General features: G+C 57.5%; 13 protein-coding genes. 2 read left to right on the plus strand and 11 right to left on the minus strand.

All coding sequences use genetic code 11. The annotated features are described in order from the left end of the window. Positions 1 to 199 precede the first annotated feature (199 nt). Complete coding sequence (gene queD / locus NAV32_RS14530) at positions 200 to 556, minus strand: 6-carboxytetrahydropterin synthase QueD (protein WP_256053512.1); 357 nt, start codon at positions 554 to 556, stop codon at positions 200 to 202. Positions 557 to 750: 194 nt separating this feature from the next. Here queD and NAV32_RS14535 point away from each other — a divergent pair, with 194 nt between their 5' ends. Together NAV32_RS14535 and NAV32_RS14540 are read left to right on the plus strand one after the other, a co-directional pair. Continuing rightward, entirely contained in the window at positions 751 to 2,067 is a 1,317-nt protein-coding gene (locus NAV32_RS14535) for a Na+/H+ antiporter family protein (RefSeq protein WP_256053513.1), read from the plus strand. Between the two features lie 134 nt (positions 2,068 to 2,201). Continuing rightward, on the plus strand, positions 2,202 to 3,251 hold the full coding sequence (locus NAV32_RS14540) for an AI-2E family transporter (RefSeq protein WP_256053514.1): 1,050 nt from the start codon (positions 2,202 to 2,204) through the stop codon (positions 3,249 to 3,251). Between the two features lie 95 nt (positions 3,252 to 3,346). Here the strand turns inward: NAV32_RS14540 and NAV32_RS14545 are convergent, their stop codons facing one another. From NAV32_RS14545 to NAV32_RS14590, 10 genes are all read right to left on the minus strand, one after another. Beyond that, positions 3,347 to 4,942 carry an isocitrate lyase gene (locus NAV32_RS14545; protein ID WP_256053515.1) on the minus strand — a complete coding sequence of 532 codons (1,596 nt, stop codon included), beginning with the start codon at positions 4,940 to 4,942 and terminating at the stop codon, positions 3,347 to 3,349. A gap of 504 nt (positions 4,943 to 5,446) precedes the next feature. Then, a complete protein-coding gene (locus NAV32_RS14550) occupies positions 5,447 to 6,253 on the minus strand; it encodes a secretin N-terminal domain-containing protein (protein WP_256053516.1) in 807 nt (268 codons plus the stop codon). Further along, on the minus strand, positions 6,250 to 6,864 hold the full coding sequence (locus NAV32_RS14555) for a histone acetyltransferase HPA2 (RefSeq protein ID WP_256053517.1): 615 nt from the start codon (positions 6,862 to 6,864) through the stop codon (positions 6,250 to 6,252). Before NAV32_RS14555 ends, NAV32_RS14550 begins: the two co-directional genes overlap by 4 nt. Positions 6,865 to 6,871: 7 nt before the next feature. Continuing rightward, positions 6,872 to 7,297: a GNAT family N-acetyltransferase gene (locus NAV32_RS14560; protein WP_256053518.1), complete on the minus strand. Its 426-nt coding sequence runs from the start codon at positions 7,295 to 7,297 to the stop codon at positions 6,872 to 6,874. Beyond that, positions 7,290 to 8,456: a cupin domain-containing protein gene (locus NAV32_RS14565; RefSeq protein ID WP_256053519.1), complete on the minus strand. Its 1,167-nt coding sequence runs from the start codon at positions 8,454 to 8,456 to the stop codon at positions 7,290 to 7,292. The genes NAV32_RS14560 and NAV32_RS14565 overlap by 8 nt, the downstream gene beginning before the upstream one ends. A gap of 78 nt (positions 8,457 to 8,534) precedes the next feature. Further along, positions 8,535 to 9,905 carry an adenylosuccinate lyase gene (gene purB, locus NAV32_RS14570; RefSeq protein ID WP_256053520.1) on the minus strand — a complete coding sequence of 457 codons (1,371 nt, stop codon included), beginning with the start codon at positions 9,903 to 9,905 and terminating at the stop codon, positions 8,535 to 8,537. A 98-nt stretch (positions 9,906 to 10,003) separates the two neighbouring features. Then, entirely contained in the window at positions 10,004 to 10,627 is a 624-nt protein-coding gene (gene hflD, locus NAV32_RS14575) for a high frequency lysogenization protein HflD (RefSeq protein ID WP_256053521.1), read from the minus strand. Beyond that, the gene (gene mnmA, locus NAV32_RS14580; RefSeq protein WP_256053522.1) at positions 10,624 to 11,754 is read right to left on the minus strand and encodes a tRNA 2-thiouridine(34) synthase MnmA; all 1,131 of its coding nucleotides are present in this window, start codon (positions 11,752 to 11,754) and stop codon (positions 10,624 to 10,626) included. Before mnmA ends, hflD begins: the two co-directional genes overlap by 4 nt. Before the next feature lie 59 nt (positions 11,755 to 11,813). Continuing rightward, positions 11,814 to 12,263, minus strand: coding sequence for an NUDIX hydrolase (locus tag NAV32_RS14585; RefSeq protein WP_256053523.1), 450 nt, complete (start codon positions 12,261 to 12,263; stop codon positions 11,814 to 11,816). 121 nt (positions 12,264 to 12,384) lie between these two features. Beyond that, on the minus strand, positions 12,385 to 14,610 hold the full coding sequence (locus NAV32_RS14590; protein WP_256053524.1) for an NADP-dependent isocitrate dehydrogenase: 2,226 nt from the start codon (positions 14,608 to 14,610) through the stop codon (positions 12,385 to 12,387). Positions 14,611 to 14,738: the final 128 nt, after the last annotated feature.

The raw sequence follows: 14,738 nt of genomic DNA on the forward strand, positions 1-14,738 counted from the left end.
TTACTGTTTGCTTTTCCTTGCGGTCTCATTCTACTTGCTGAAGAGAAATATCGGCCCTGGAGTAGGCCGATTGCTAGCTCTTTATTCGAATAATAGGGGGCTTAATTAGGCAAGATGCCAATGAACTGCTGCAAAGAGTGCACGGCAGTGTACCGCGCGAGTCGGTAGTGGGTTTGCGTGAAGGTGGCTCGGGCTTTTCTCAATCTCCGCGATATTCGCAGCCGCTTGTGCAGGTTTCATGAATACGAATGCGGGACAGTTCGGGTAGTAACGGCTTCAGTTCTTGCCAGATCCACTTTGCGAGGTTCTCACTGGTCGGATTCTCCAGGCCGGGTAGATCGTTCAGGTAGTTATGATCAAGCCGCTCAAGAATTGGCTTGAAGATACTTTTGATTTCGCCAAAATCGCGTATCCAGCCCGTGTGCGGGTCAACTTGTCCTTCGATGTAGAGTGCTACTCGGAATGAGTGGCCGTGAAGGCGTCCACATTTGTGTCCCGCAGGTACGTGCGGTAAATGATGTGCCGATTCGAAGGTAAACTCTTTGAATATTTCCACGTTGCTGGCTCACTTGCTTAGGCAGGCCTCAAGGCCGAAGGTACTCATTTTATCTTTTTTTCTACAATGCAGGTGCAGACTGGAGATAACGTTTGTGCTGCTAGTGACTCGTCCGTGTCCTTTGACTCTCTCGTCTTCGTAATGCACAGTACGCAGCTTTTTAACAGTGCTGCCATGTGGCGAAAGGGGATGATATGAATGCTGTAGTTGCAGCCGTGGCGATCATGCTGGTTCTCAGCTTGTGCAGAGTCCACGTGGTGGTGGCGTTGATTGCGGGCGCAATTGCGGGTGGACTCTTGGGAGGCCTAGGAATTGAAGGCAGTATGGAAGCTTTTAACAAAGGCTTGGGTGGCGGTGCGACCGTTGCACTCTCGTACGCCCTGTTGGGTGCTTTTGCTGTTGCGATAGGGAAAAGTGGCTTGGCTCACGCGCTGGCAGACAAAATTCTAACTTTGTTGGGAAAGCGAGAGGCTCAAGGTGTCGGCGCAATCAAATGGCTGCTGATTGCCTTGTTGCTTGCTGTGGCTATTTCCTCCCAAAACATTTTACCGATACATATCGCATTCATTCCGTTGCTGGTTCCACCTCTGCTGTATGTTCTGAACAAGCTTCAGATCGACCGTCGGTTGATTGCCTGCGTCCTCGCTTTTGGTCTGATTACACCTTATATGTTTCTGCCGGTCGGATTTGGAAATATTTTCCTTAAGGAAATCCTGCTTGCCAATGTCGCCAAGAGTGGGGTAGACGTGGCGGGGGTTGCAGTTACCCAAGCTATGCTGATTCCCGCGCTGGGAATGGTTGGTGGCCTACTGATTGCTGTGTTCAGTTATCGTAAGCCGCGTGCCTATGGGCTACAGAAAGTCGATGAGTCGGTGCAGGCTGGCATTCAATACAGTCCCTTGACTCTGGTCGTAGCCGGTGCGGCAATTGTGGCGGCTTTCGCTATTCAATTGTGGCTTGATTCGATGATTATCGGAGCGCTGGCGGGTTTCGTGATTTTTTCGGTTTCCGGGGTGGTGCGTTGGCGCGAGGCTGACGACCTGTTTACCGAGGGCATGAAAATGATGGCGATGATAGGGTTTATCATGATCGCCGCTTCGGGTTTTGCTGAAGTAATGCGCGAAACTGGCCAGGTTAAGACGTTGGTTGATGCGTCGGCACAATGGATTGGTAACAGCAAGGCGGTAGGTGCGCTGTTGATGCTCCTGGTCGGCTTGATTGTCACCATGGGCATAGGCTCGTCCTTTTCGACAGTTCCGATCATCGCGGCGATTTTCGTGCCCCTCGGCCTGGAACTAGGCTTTAGTACTCTGGCAATCGTTAGTCTGGTTGGCACCGCCGGGGCATTGGGCGACGCCGGCTCGCCGGCGTCTGACTCGACACTGGGTCCGACGGCGGGATTGAACGTGGACGGCCAGCATAATCATATCTGGGATACGGTGGTGCCAACCTTTCTCCACTACAACTTGCCCTTGCTCGTATTCGGCTGGGTCGCAGCCATGGTGCTCTGACCCTGTTGCTGCTCTAGTTTGTGTCGTTCTGTGAGATGCAGGGATGTTGCTTCATACGGCAACATCCGGCTCTCACCTGCACTCCTTCCTGCATTCGTTGACTAAAAGGTACAACTACCTCGACAGGATGCATGATGATCAATTCGACGCTCGAACAGAAAGTATTTCTCGCTCTGTTGCTTGTCGTGTCGATAGCCTTCGGCTGGATACTGCTTCCCTTCTATGGAGCGGTGTTTTGGGCCGTCATCCTGGCAATCATCTTTGCACCGGTGCAGAGGCGCCTTTATAACCGCGTTGGTCATCGTCAAAATTTGGCGGCGCTGATCACATTGAGTATTTGTCTGCTTGTTGCCGTGCTGCCGGTGATCTTCATCACGGGGATGCTCGTGCAGGAAGGGTCGACGCTATATGAGCAGATAGAGAGCGGTGAACTTGATATTGGAAGCTTTGTAAGTGGAGTGAAAGATCTGTTGCCCCCTGCGCTACAGACGCAGCTGCAACGCTTCGGTTTTGATGATTGGGAGCAGATTCGGGAACGTCTTTCTTCCGGTGCACTGCAGGGCAGCCAGTTTCTGGCGACCAAGGCCTTCAGCTTTGGACAGGGAACCTTCCAGTTCGTCCTGAGCTTCTTTCTGATGCTCTATCTTCTCTTCTTTTTGATCAGGGACGGACGTGAACTGGTAATTCGCATCAGGCTCGCGATACCGCTGAGCGACACACAGAAGAGACGCTTGTTCAGCAAGTTCACCCGTGTCGTGCGTGCTACCGTGAAAGGCAATATTGTCGTGGCAGTGACTCAGGGTGCATTAGGCGGGATTATCTTTGCGATACTCGGGATCCCCAGTGCCGTGTTGTGGGGCGTCTTGATGTCCTTTCTTTCGTTACTGCCTGCGGTGGGCGCCGGCGTGATCTGGGTGCCCGTGGCGATCTACTTCCTGATGAAAGGCCTCATCATGCAGGGCGTGATTCTTACCCTGTACGGTGTACTGGTGATCGGTCTGGTCGACAATATCTTGCGGCCCATCCTGGTCGGAAAGGACACCAAAATGCCGGATTACGTCGTGCTGATTTCTACATTGGGTGGGTTGAGTCTGTTTGGGCTGAATGGATTCGTTATCGGGCCACTGATTGCAGCCTTGTTTATATCGTCATGGGGACTGTTCACTTCCCCTGAAACGGATTGATCACACTAGAACCCTGAAAGCAGAAAGCCCCGGCATTTGCCGGGGCTTTCGGGTCACCACCAGACCTGGCCGCAAGGCCAGGCCGTAAACCGTCCTTAGTGGAACTGGTTCATGGTGTTGTCTTTACCGCTCGCCTTCAGAGCAGCTTCGCCAGCGAAGTACTCCTTATGGTTGTCGCCGATGTCGGAGCCAGCCATGTTCTGGTGCTTGACGCAGGCGATACCCTGACGCAGTTCCTGACGCTGAACGCCCTTCACGTAGGCCAGCATGCCCTGGTCGGCGAAGTAGCCCTTGGCCAGGTTGTCGGTGGACAGCGCGGCAGTGTGGTAGGTCGGCAGGGTGATCAGGTGGTGGAAGATGCCGGCGTGGGCCGAACCGTCGCGCTGGAAGGTGCGAATCTTCTCGTCGGCGATCTGGGCCAGTTCGGTCTCGTCGTACTCGACGCTCATCAGCTTGGCGCGGTCGTAGGCGGAAACGTCCTTGCCTTCGGCAACCATGGCGTCGAACACCTGCTGACGGAAGTTCAGCGTCCAGTTGAAGGACGGGCTGTTGTTGTAGACCAGCTTGGCGTCGGGGATGGTTTTGCGAATTTCGTTGACCATGGCAGCGATCTGGCCAACGTGTGGCTTCTCGGTTTCGATCCATAGCAGGTCGGCACCGTTCTGCAACGAAGTGATGCAGTCCAGTACGCAGCGCGCTTCACCGGTGCCAGCACGGAACTGGAACAGGTTGGATGGCAGACGCTTGGGACGCAGCAGCTTGCCTTCGCGCTTGATCACGACATCGCCGTTGCCCAGTTCGGCTTCGGTGATTTCTTCGCAGTCCAGGAAGGAGTTGTACAGGTCGCCCAGGTCGCCCGGCTCTTTGGTCACGGCGATCTGCTTGGTCAGGCCGGCACCCAGGGAGTCGGTACGTGCAACGATCACGCCGTTGTCGATGCCCAGCTCGAGGAAGGCGTAGCGAACGGCAGCAATCTTGGCGAGGAAGTCGGCGTGAGGAACGGTCACTTTACCGTCCTGGTGGCCGCACTGCTTCTCGTCGGAAACCTGGTTCTCGATCTGGATGCAGCAAGCGCCTGCTTCGATCATGCGCTTGGCCAGCAGGTAGGTGGCTTCCGGGTTGCCGAAACCGGCGTCGATGTCGGCGATGATCGGTACGATGTGGGTCTCGTAGTTGTCGATCTGGTTCTGGATTTCAGCCGCCTTGGCGTTGTCGCCAGCTTCGCGAGCGGCATCCAGGGCAGTGAACAGCAGGTCCAGTTCGCGGCTGTCAGCCTGACGCAGGAAGGTGTACAGCTCTTCGATCAGGTCGGAGACGGCTGTCTTCTCGTGCATCGACTGGTCCGGAAGCGGGCCGAAGTCGGAACGCAGGGCTGCAACCATCCAGCCGGACAGGTAGAGGTAACGCTTGTTGGTGGTCTTCAGGTGCTTCTTGATGGAGATCAGCTTCTGCTGGCCGATGAAACCGTGCCAGCAACCCAGCGACTGGGTGTAAACGGACGAGTCAGCATCGTACTCGGCCATGTCCTTGCGCATGATGTCGGCGGTGTACTGAGCAATTTCAAGGCCAGTTTTGAAGCGGTTCTGAGCACGCATGCGAGCGACGGACTCAGGGTTGATAGCGCTCCAGCTGCTTCCAGCTACTTCTTTCAGAGCGGCAACTGCCTTGATGTCGTTTTGATAAGCGGACATGGTCAATCCTTCAAAAGAAATTCGTGTTTGGTTGAGCACCGACTTTTCCCACCGAAACCTGCGTGCTTACGCTGATCATGCGAGGCAACACGCGGCAGAGTGTCGAAATACCGACCGAAGCGAGGATTGAACCAAGAGGAGGGGTGTGCAGTTACGCTCATCAGAAAAGGCGTGCAACCGTGGAATGATCGTGGCATTCCGATACGCAGCGGTGGTGGTCGTTGCGTCTAGAGGCTGACATCTTCGAGCTGATGCGTTCATTGCTTCCCCGTCCCTCGGGACGACTCGTTCCAGTCGCAACCTCGTCAGTCCGCCTTGTGGGCAGTACAGTCACGGATCGTCTCTGCTGGTTGGCTGAGTCTGATCCGGAAGCCCTTGCGAGGCCTCTGGTTAGCGGGAGCGGGGCAATGATGCTCTGTCGAAGTGTGTTCGTCAAATCTTTTGTAGTGCTTTTTTTACGGCACTACATTTTTTGACGATTGACAGCTAGCTGACTTGTCCAGGCTATTCCAGTCGATCTACTTTCAGTCGTAGAGAAAGATCCTGATGTCCTTGTGTTGAATAACGACGCAAGATTCCGCTCTGGTTGGAGTTTGCGCTTTCGTCGATTCCACCGACTGAAATCCACTCACCGAGGCGACCGCTGACACGGGTATCGGTTTCCTGGATATCGATGACATCTGCTCTGGAAGTGCTCATTCGATCCTGCTGGCTGCTGATGGTGATCTGCACGAGATCCCCGTGAACCGTTGCTGTGGCGTAAAAGCCTCGAGTGACGTTGCGATACTGGGTCTGCTGGTAGAAACGACCGTACTCGTCGGTGGCGTTGGTGGTGAGAGGCACGCTTTGTCCGACCTGTATGAGGGCAGGGTAGCCCTCGGTTGTCTGCACCTGCTGAATGCCATTGCCTTGGCTGTTGGTGTTGCGGCGAATGATGCGAACCTGATCGCGACCTCCTGTTTCACCACGCCCCGTGCGAACTTCGGTGTCGCCGATGATAACGGAGCCATCGATACGGTAGCCGCTATCTGTGCTCGCCGCCGAATCCTGTGTGTCCACACTGATGAGCAGGCGCTTGGGCTCGCTGTCCAGCTGCGACAGGACCTCCCGCAGCTCGGTGATCACCGCGGTCGGCGCATTGACGATCAGCTGATTGCCGTATGCGTTTACCTTGCCCTGATCGCCGACTACCGACTGTGCGATGGGCAGCATGTCCTGAGCCATGCGGAAATTGAGTGGAATCACTTCGGTCGCGGCGTGGAGGCTCATGCTGACCAAAAGCGATGCGAGAGCAAGAAGGCGACAAGTCATAGCAGAAAACCCCGCAGATCCGGATGGGACAGGCTGTACTCCCAGGCGGTATCGAATTGGCGCCGCAGGGCGCGAGCTCGGCCGGGATTCTGGTACAGCGCATAGCCTGCGACGCGCTCCGGCTCGGGACGTATCAGCAACCCGCGCTCATCAACGACCAGAAAGGCAGAGGTGTGCGCAGGATGGTCGGGATTGAGTGTGCGGATCTGCATGTTGCTGGTCAATCGGCGCGCCAGCGTCAGTAATCTGTGTCCCTGTCTGACAGCGGGAGTTGGATCTGCAAGCAGAATACGCAAGCGATTGCGTGGATGCGCCAGGAGAAAGCTTGCGCATGTCTGCACTATATCGCTCTGGTTGTAGAGCCAGGGCTCCAGGTCGGGGCTGTACAGACATATTGAACGCCGTGCTTGCGCCAACAGTGCCAGCGTATGCAGCTGTGCTTCTTGCAGTGACTCGAACGTCTGGAAAGTTCCGCTGCCATCTACTGCGGGGGCCTCGGGGCGTGTTTCCCGCTCTTGCTGTGGATTGTTGATGAGGTAACGCCCGGGTGACTTGAAGTCGATGGCCGCCAGTTCGGTTGCCATCGAGGGGAGCGAGTCATCCGTGCTCATGCCGGGGTCAGCTGCTCTTTCGCAGCATGTCGACGTGGGGCAGGCCGGCTTCCAGAAATTCCTCGCTTACGACTTCGAAGCCGAGTCGCTCGTAGAATCTTGTAGCGTGAACCTGGGCGGTCAGTCTCTGTTCCCTGAGGCCGCGACGTTCGGCTTCGGCAATGACTGCACGCATCAGGGCATCGCCGATGTTCATGCCACGCCAATCGCGAAGCACTGAAACGCGACCGATTTGACCATCGGTCAGCAGGCGTGCGGTGCCGATCGGGTAGCCATTTTCCAGTGCGAGGAAGTGGATGGCTTGTTCATCGTCACCGTCCCATTCGAGTTCAGGGGGGACCGACTGCTCGGCAATGAAAACGGCTTCCCTGATTCGGCGCAGGTCTGCATTGTCCTGTTGCCAGTCAGCGATTCGAACGGTTATTTCACTCATCAGCAAACTCCAGACTTCCCTGTTTTACCAGTTGCAGCACAAGATTACGCCCATCTTCATCGTTCAGCCATTGACCGAGATTTTCGCTGTGCAGTGCATCGGCGGAGCAGAGCAGCTTCAACAGTTCTTTCAGGTGGGCCGGAAGCAGACGACTCTGGCCGCTGGCAAACAGAAGAAGGCCAAGGTCAATTTCGCTCCAGGCCAGGCGGGCGCTTAGGTTGCGTACCAGTACGGCGCCCTCGGCCAGAGTATCGAATAACTGCTGCTCATCAATATCCGGACCCTGCACGCGTTCAGGGTAGCGGGGTTCGGTCATGAACTGGCCGAACCAGGTTAGCAGCAGGCGCTCGTCGCCCATATGTTCGTTGAGCATGGCTCGCAGGCGATTCAGTGCGTCGCTCTGGATCTGGTGAGGATCCTCGACGGGCAGCTGGTCTGCATCGCCGTAGCGTTCTTCGTCGGGCAGGAACTGCGCCAGAAAATCGGTGAAATGCGTCAGTACTTCCGCCGCGCTGGGCGCCCGGAAGCCTACCGAGTAAGTCATGCAGGCATCTTCGGCGGTGCCGAAATGGGCCAGGCGTGGTGGCAGGTAGAGCATGTCACCGGGTTCCAGCACCCATTCATCGGTGCCCTGGAAGTTGGCGAGAATGCGCAGGTCCCCATGCTCAAGCAGCGGACTTTCGCTGTCACACATCTGACCGATACGCCAGCGACGCTGACCGTGGGCCTGTAGCAGGAAGACGTCATAGTTGTCGAAATGGGGACCAACACCACCGCCGGGTGCAGCGAAGCTGACCATCACGTCATCAATGCGCCAGTTAGGCAGAAAGCGAAAATGTTCGGTGAGTTCGGATACTTCCGGAACCAGCTGATCCACTGCCTGAACCAGCAGCGTCCAGTCTCGTTCGGGTAGGCTCTGGTAGGTGTCTTCCGTGAACGGACCGCGGCGAAGCTCCCAGGGGCTGTCACCATGCTCCAGGACCAGACGAGATTCCACCTCTTCTTCCAAGGATAGCCCTGCCAGTTCATCGGGCGAAATCGGGCTTTCGAAGGAGGGGATGGCTTGACGGATAAGCAGCGGTTTCTTTTGCCAGTAATCACGCAAAAATTCGCGCGCGCTGATACCGCCAAGGATTTGCAGGGGTATATCGGAAGTCATGCCGGGTACCTTGCTCTGCGGAACAGAGCCGTAATAAAAAACGCCCGGCACAGCCGGGCGTGCAAGAAGGGGTGTCGCTCAGACCCGCTTGGCCTGGGCCGCAGCGTTGCCGATGTAGCTCGCTGGGGTGAGTGCGCGCAGTTCTTTCTTGGCCGCTTCGGGCATATCGAGACTGGCGATGAACGTCTGCAGCGCTTCCGGGCTGATGCCTTTGCCGCGCGTCAGCTCCTTGAGCTTTTCATAGGGGTTTTCGATGGCGTAGCGGCGCATGACGGTTTGAATTGGCTCGGCCAGTACTTCCCAGCAATTGTCGAGATCGTCAGCAATGCGTGCCGCATTGAGCTCCAGCTTGCTGATGCCCTTGAGACTGGCTTCGTAGGCAATGACGCTATGTGCAAAACCGACGCCGAGATTGCGCAATACGGTGGAGTCGGTCAGGTCACGTTGCCAGCGAGAGATCGGCAGTTTGCTGGCCAGGTGCTGCAGGATTGCATTGGCAATCCCAAGGTTGCCTTCGGAGTTCTCGAAGTCGATCGGGTTGACCTTGTGCGGCATGGTCGAGGAGCCAATTTCACCAGCGACGGTTTTCTGCTTGAAATAGCCGAGGGAGATGTAGCCCCAGATGTCGCGGTCGAAATCGATCAGGATCGTGTTGAAACGCGCCACTGCATCGAACAGCTCGGCGATGTAGTCATGCGGCTCGATCTGGGTGGTGTAGGGATTGAACGCCAGGCCCAGGTCGTTCTCGATGAATTCGCGGGCGTTGGCTTCCCAGTCGACGTCCGGGTAGGCGGACAGGTGGGCGTTGTAGTTGCCCACGGCGCCGTTGATCTTGCCGAGCAGCGGCACGGCGGCGACCTGGGCGATCTGCCGTTCGAGGCGATAAACAACGTTGGCGAGTTCCTTGCCCAGGGTGGTGGGCGAGGCGGGCTGACCGTGGGTACGCGACAGCATGGGCACGTCGGCGAATTGCACAGCCAGGGTACGAATGGCTTCGGCCAGTTGGCGCATCAGCGGAAGCAGTACGCTGTCCCGGCCTTCGCGCAGCATCAGTGCGTGCGAGAGGTTGTTGATGTCCTCGCTGGTGCAGGCGAAGTGGATGAATTCGTTGACCTTCGCCAGTTCAGGCAGCTGTTTGGCCTGTTCCTTGAGCAGGTATTCCACGGCTTTGACGTCGTGGTTGGTGGTGCGCTCGAACTCTTTGACGCGCTCGGCATGTTCAAGCTGAAAGTGCTCGGCGAGCTGGTCGAGCAGCGCGTTGGCTTCGTCAGAGAAAGATGCAACCTCCGGAATGCCGCTGTGGGCAGCGAGGCGCTGCAGCCAGCGCACCTCGACCTGAACACGGCAGCGAATCAGGCCGAATTCGCTAAAAATCGGGCGCAGGGCGCTGGTTTTGCCGGCATAGCGGCCATCGACGGGGGAAACCGCGGTGAGCGAGGAAAGCTGCATAGAAGGCATTCTCAGGCAGTCGAGCAACGAAAAGAGGGCGCAGATTATACACGAAAGCAACTCGACCGACCGAAGGCGGTCGGCTCGAATGCTCGTGGCTATTCGGGCCGTAACATCGGGTAGAGCGCGTCAAGCATCTTGCGGCGGCTGAAAACCAGTTGCCAGCGATGCCCGCCAAGCTGGCGCCAGAGCCGCGCCGAGCGGATACCGGCGAGCAGCAGTGCGCGGATTTTCGCAGCGTTGTCGGTCTGCTGGAGATGACGCATGTCGCCCTGCACCTGAATGCGCTGACGAAAGGTGCTGATGGTGTCCTGGTACAGGCCGCCAAAGGAGGCGACGACATTTTCATGGGTCAGCCCGAAATGTTCGACCTGCTGCTGGATCTGGTCTAGGCGACTGCCGATTACCTGCAACAGGTCGCCACGCTTGTCCAGTTGCCGCTCCAGCCCAATCATCGCCAGCGCATAGCGTAGGGGTTCACGCTGCAGGCTGTTGGTGTCGCGCTCCAGTGCGCTGGCGAGCGCGCGATAACCGTCGCGCAGATTGAGGTCATCGCCGCCGTAAATTTCCACTACCGGCTTGTTCTCACGTACCAGCAGGCTCTCGAACATGCAGGCCAGAGAGGCATTGGGGACCTGGCCAGTTCGCGCGATCCGGTCAACCAGGGTTGCAGCCTCGAATACCGCGCCGAGTGCAATCAGTTGCTCCTGCAAGGGGGTCATGAGCGAACTCCGTCAAACCAGGGTTCAGCGCTTTCGATCACCCCGCCACCGAGGCAGATTTCACCGTCATAGAACACTACCGATTGACCGGGCGTCACGGCACGCTGAGGCTCATCGAACTCGACCCGATAGTCTGTATTGGTCTTTTCCAGCCGGCAGGCCTGATCAGTCTGGCGGTAGCGCACCTTGGCCGCGACGCGTAGCGGTACAGTCGTTTCGACAGGGTTGACCCAGTAGATGTTTGATACAAACAGGGCGCGTGCGAACAACCAGGGATGGTCATTGCCCTGGCCGACCATCAGTACGTTGCGCTCCAGATCCTTGCTCAAGACGTACCAGGGCTCGTCGCCAGCATCTTTCAAGCCGCCGATACCCAGGCCCTGACGCTGCCCGATGGTGTGGTACATCAGGCCGTGATGGCGTCCTATGACCTCGCCATCAATGGTCTCGATGGCGCCGGGCTGGGCCGGCAGGTACTGCTTGAGAAAGTCACTGAAACGACGCTCGCCGATAAAACAGATGCCGGTGGAGTCCTTCTTCTTCGCTGTGGCCAGGCCGTATTTTTCGGCGATGGCTCGTACCTCCGGTTTTTCCAGCTCGCCAACGGGAAACAGGGTCTTGCTCAGCTGCTCGCCGCCTACGGCATGGAGGAAGTAGCTCTGGTCCTTGTTCGGGTCCAGGCCCTTGAGCAGTTCGCAGCGTCCGTCGATATCGCGGCGGCGAACATAGTGCCCCGTTGCGATCAGGTCGGCGCCGAGAGATAGGGCATAGTCGAGGAATGCCTTGAACTTGATTTCACGGTTGCAGAGGATGTCCGGGTTCGGCGTTCGGCCTGCCTTGTATTCGGCGAGGAAATGCTCGAATACGTTATCCCAATACTCGGCTGCAAAGTTGGCCGTGTGCAGTTTGATTCCGATCCTGTCGCAGACGGCCTGGGCGTCCGCGAGGTCTTCTCGGGCGGTGCAGTACTCGGTGCCGTCGTCCTCTTCCCAGTTCTTCATGAACAGGCCTTCGACCTGGTAACCCTGTTCGAGCAGGAGCAGGGCGGAAACCGAGGAATCGACGCCGCCGGACATGCCGACTATGACGCGCAGGGTTTCGGGGGCTTGGAGAGCTGGATCAGACATGGGATCTCGGTAGCTGGCTGCCAAAAACACGAAATTCTACAGCTTGACGAAGGCAAAGGCTAAGGTCGCTGCTCACGTACCACATCCAGGCTGTGCAGCGGACCGGCAAGATAGTCGTCAATACAGCGCGGCACCAGCTCGCTGCGCCAGCGCTCCGGCTGGGTGGCTAGCTCGTCTCGGCTCAGCCAATGGGTGGCAAGGATGTCGCTGTCCAGTGGGCGCTGTGGATGATGAAGGACGGGGCGGGCGGCGAAACAGACGCGCTGATAGGTCACACCGTTGCTGGGAGCAGTATAGAGGTAGATGCCGACCACAGCGCTCAGCTCCACCTCCCAGCCTGTTTCTTCAAGGGTTTCGCGTATTGCTGCCTGTCGAAGGGTTTCATCGGGCTCCAAGTGTCCGGCGGGCTGGTTCAGTACCGGCTGGCCCGCCTGGGATTCTTCTACCAGGAGAAAGCGGCCGTTATGCTCGACGATGGTGGCGACTGTGATGTGTGGATGCCAGGTCATGGAGGTGCCTGTTGGTCATTGAGTAATGGAATGCTAGCAATGAAGTCTGCCTGAAACGCGAAACCCCAGCGCAGGGCTGGGGTTTCGTTTGCCGTAACGCCGTCAGGCGTCGGACGACGGTTTAGACCAATGCAGCGAGTGCGGCATTGAAGGTTGCGCTGGGGCGCATGACTTCACTGGTCAGTTTTGGGTTGGAGCGGTAGTAGCCGCCGATATCCACTGGCTTGCCCTGTACGGCGGCGAGCTCGGCGACAATGGTTTGCTCGTTTTCCGCGAGCGTTTTCGCCAGAGGAGCAAAATGCGCCTGCAGCTCAAGGTCTTCAGTCTGGTTCGCCAGTTCCTGTGCCCAGTAGAGCGCCAGGTAGAAGTGGCTGCCGCGGTTGTCCAGCTCACCGGTACGGCGCGAAGGCGACTTGTTATTGTCGAGCAGCTTGCCGGTGGCGGCATCCAGGGTTTTGCCGAGCAGCTTGGCCTTGGGGTTGTTCGTCTTGATTCCGGTCTCTTCGAGAGAAACGGCCAGAGCCAGGAACTCGCCGAGCGAATCCCAGCGCAGGTGGTTCTCTTCGGTCAGCTGCTGGACATGTTTGGGAGCCGAGCCACCGGCGCCGGTTTCGTACATACCACCACCAGCCATCAGCGGGACAATGGACAGCATCTTGGCTGATGTGCCCAGTTCCATGATCGGGAACAGGTCAGTCAGGTAGTCGCGCAGCACGTTGCCTGTCACCGAAATGGTGTCCTGGCCACGCTTCATGCGTTCCATGCTGACGCGGATGGCTTCGTTATAGCCCATGATGCGGATGTCCAGGCCGCTCAGATCATGTTCCTGCAGATAGGTCTCGACCTTCTTCTGCAGTTCGCGATCGTGGGCGCGCTCCGGGTCAAGCCAGAAGATTGCCGGGGTGTCGGACTGGCGGGCACGGGTGACGGCCAGCTTGACCCAGTCGCGGATCGGCGCGTCCTTGGTCTGGCAGGCGCGCCAGATATCGCCTTTCTCGACTTCATGCTGCATCAGTACGGTGCCATCGGCGAGCACGACGCGCATGGTGCCATCGGCGTTCATCTCGAAGGTCTTGTCGTGGGAGCCGTATTCTTCTGCTTTCTGCGCCATCAGACCGACGTTCGGTACGCTGCCCATGGTGACTGGGTCAAAGGCGCCATTGGTTTTGCAGAAGTTGATCATCTCCTGGTAGATGCGGGCGTAGGTGCTTTCCGGCATCACCGCCTTGGTGTCCTTGAGCTTGCCGTCCTTGCCCCACATCTGTCCGGAGCTGCGAATCATCGCAGGCATCGAGGCATCGACGATGACGTCGCTGGGAATGTGCAGGTTGGTAATGCCCTTGACCGAGTCGACCATGGCCATTTCGGGACGATGGCTGTAGCAGGCATGAATGTCGTCGAGGATTTCTTCCTGCTGTGAGGCGGGAAGGGACTTGATCTTGTCGTAAACGCTGCTGATGCCGTTGTTCGGGTTGACGCCCAGCTCTTCGAACAGCTTGCCGTACTTGTCGAATACTTCCTTGTAGTAAACGCTGACGGCATGGCCGAAGACGATCGGGTGGGAGATCTTCATCATGGTGGCCTTGACGTGCAGGGACCACATTACGCCGGTTTCCTTGCAGTCCTGCAGGGTGTCCTCGAAGAACGCTCGGAGCTTCTTGCAGCTCATGAACATGCCGTCGAGTACTTCACCTTCCAGCAGGGAAAGCTGCTTCTTGACCTCGATCTGGCCATCCTTGCCGACGAATTCGATGCGCACGTCACCGGCCTTCTCCATGGTGACGGACTGTTCGCTGGAGAAGAAATCGCCGCCGCGCATGTAATCGGCATGGGATTGCGAGGCCTTGCTCCACTTGCCCATGGAGTGGGGGTGCTTGCGTGCGAATGCCTTGACGGCTGCAGGTGCGCGGCGATCCGAATTGCCTTCACGCAGGACAGGGTTTACTGCGCTTCCCAGCACCTTGCTGTAACGGGCGCGTGCGTCTTTTTCAGCGTCGGTCTGCGGTTCTTCCGGGAAGTCTGGAAGGTTGTAGCCCAGTGCCTGCAGTTCGGCGATGGCATTGCGCAGCTGGGGAATCGATGCGCTGATGTTGGGCAGCTTGATGATATTGGCTTCTGGATTGGTAGCCAGGACCGCCAATTTGGCGAGGTCATCCTCGATTCGCTTGTCGGCGTCCAGTCGGTCGGAAAAGCTTGCAAGAATGCGCCCTGCAAGAGAGATGTCGCTGGTTTCGACGGCTATGTCGGCTGAGGCCGCAAAGGTTTCCACGATAGGCAGAAGCGAATAAGTGGCCAGCGCGGGGGCTTCGTCGGTGAAGGTGTAGATGATCTTCGAGCGGGTGGACATTGGTGTTGGCTCTCTCTTGCTGTGCGTGCACAGAATCTCGAAGTGCGTGGGTAGACGCTCTGGCTGCAGTTTGTTGAGCCAGAAATCGAGGTTCGCCGCGATGATGTTGGGTACACCACTAGAGTGTT

It is taken from the genome of Stutzerimonas stutzeri (assembly GCF_024448695.1).
Lineage (GTDB): Bacteria > Pseudomonadota > Gammaproteobacteria > Pseudomonadales > Pseudomonadaceae > Stutzerimonas > Stutzerimonas stutzeri_T.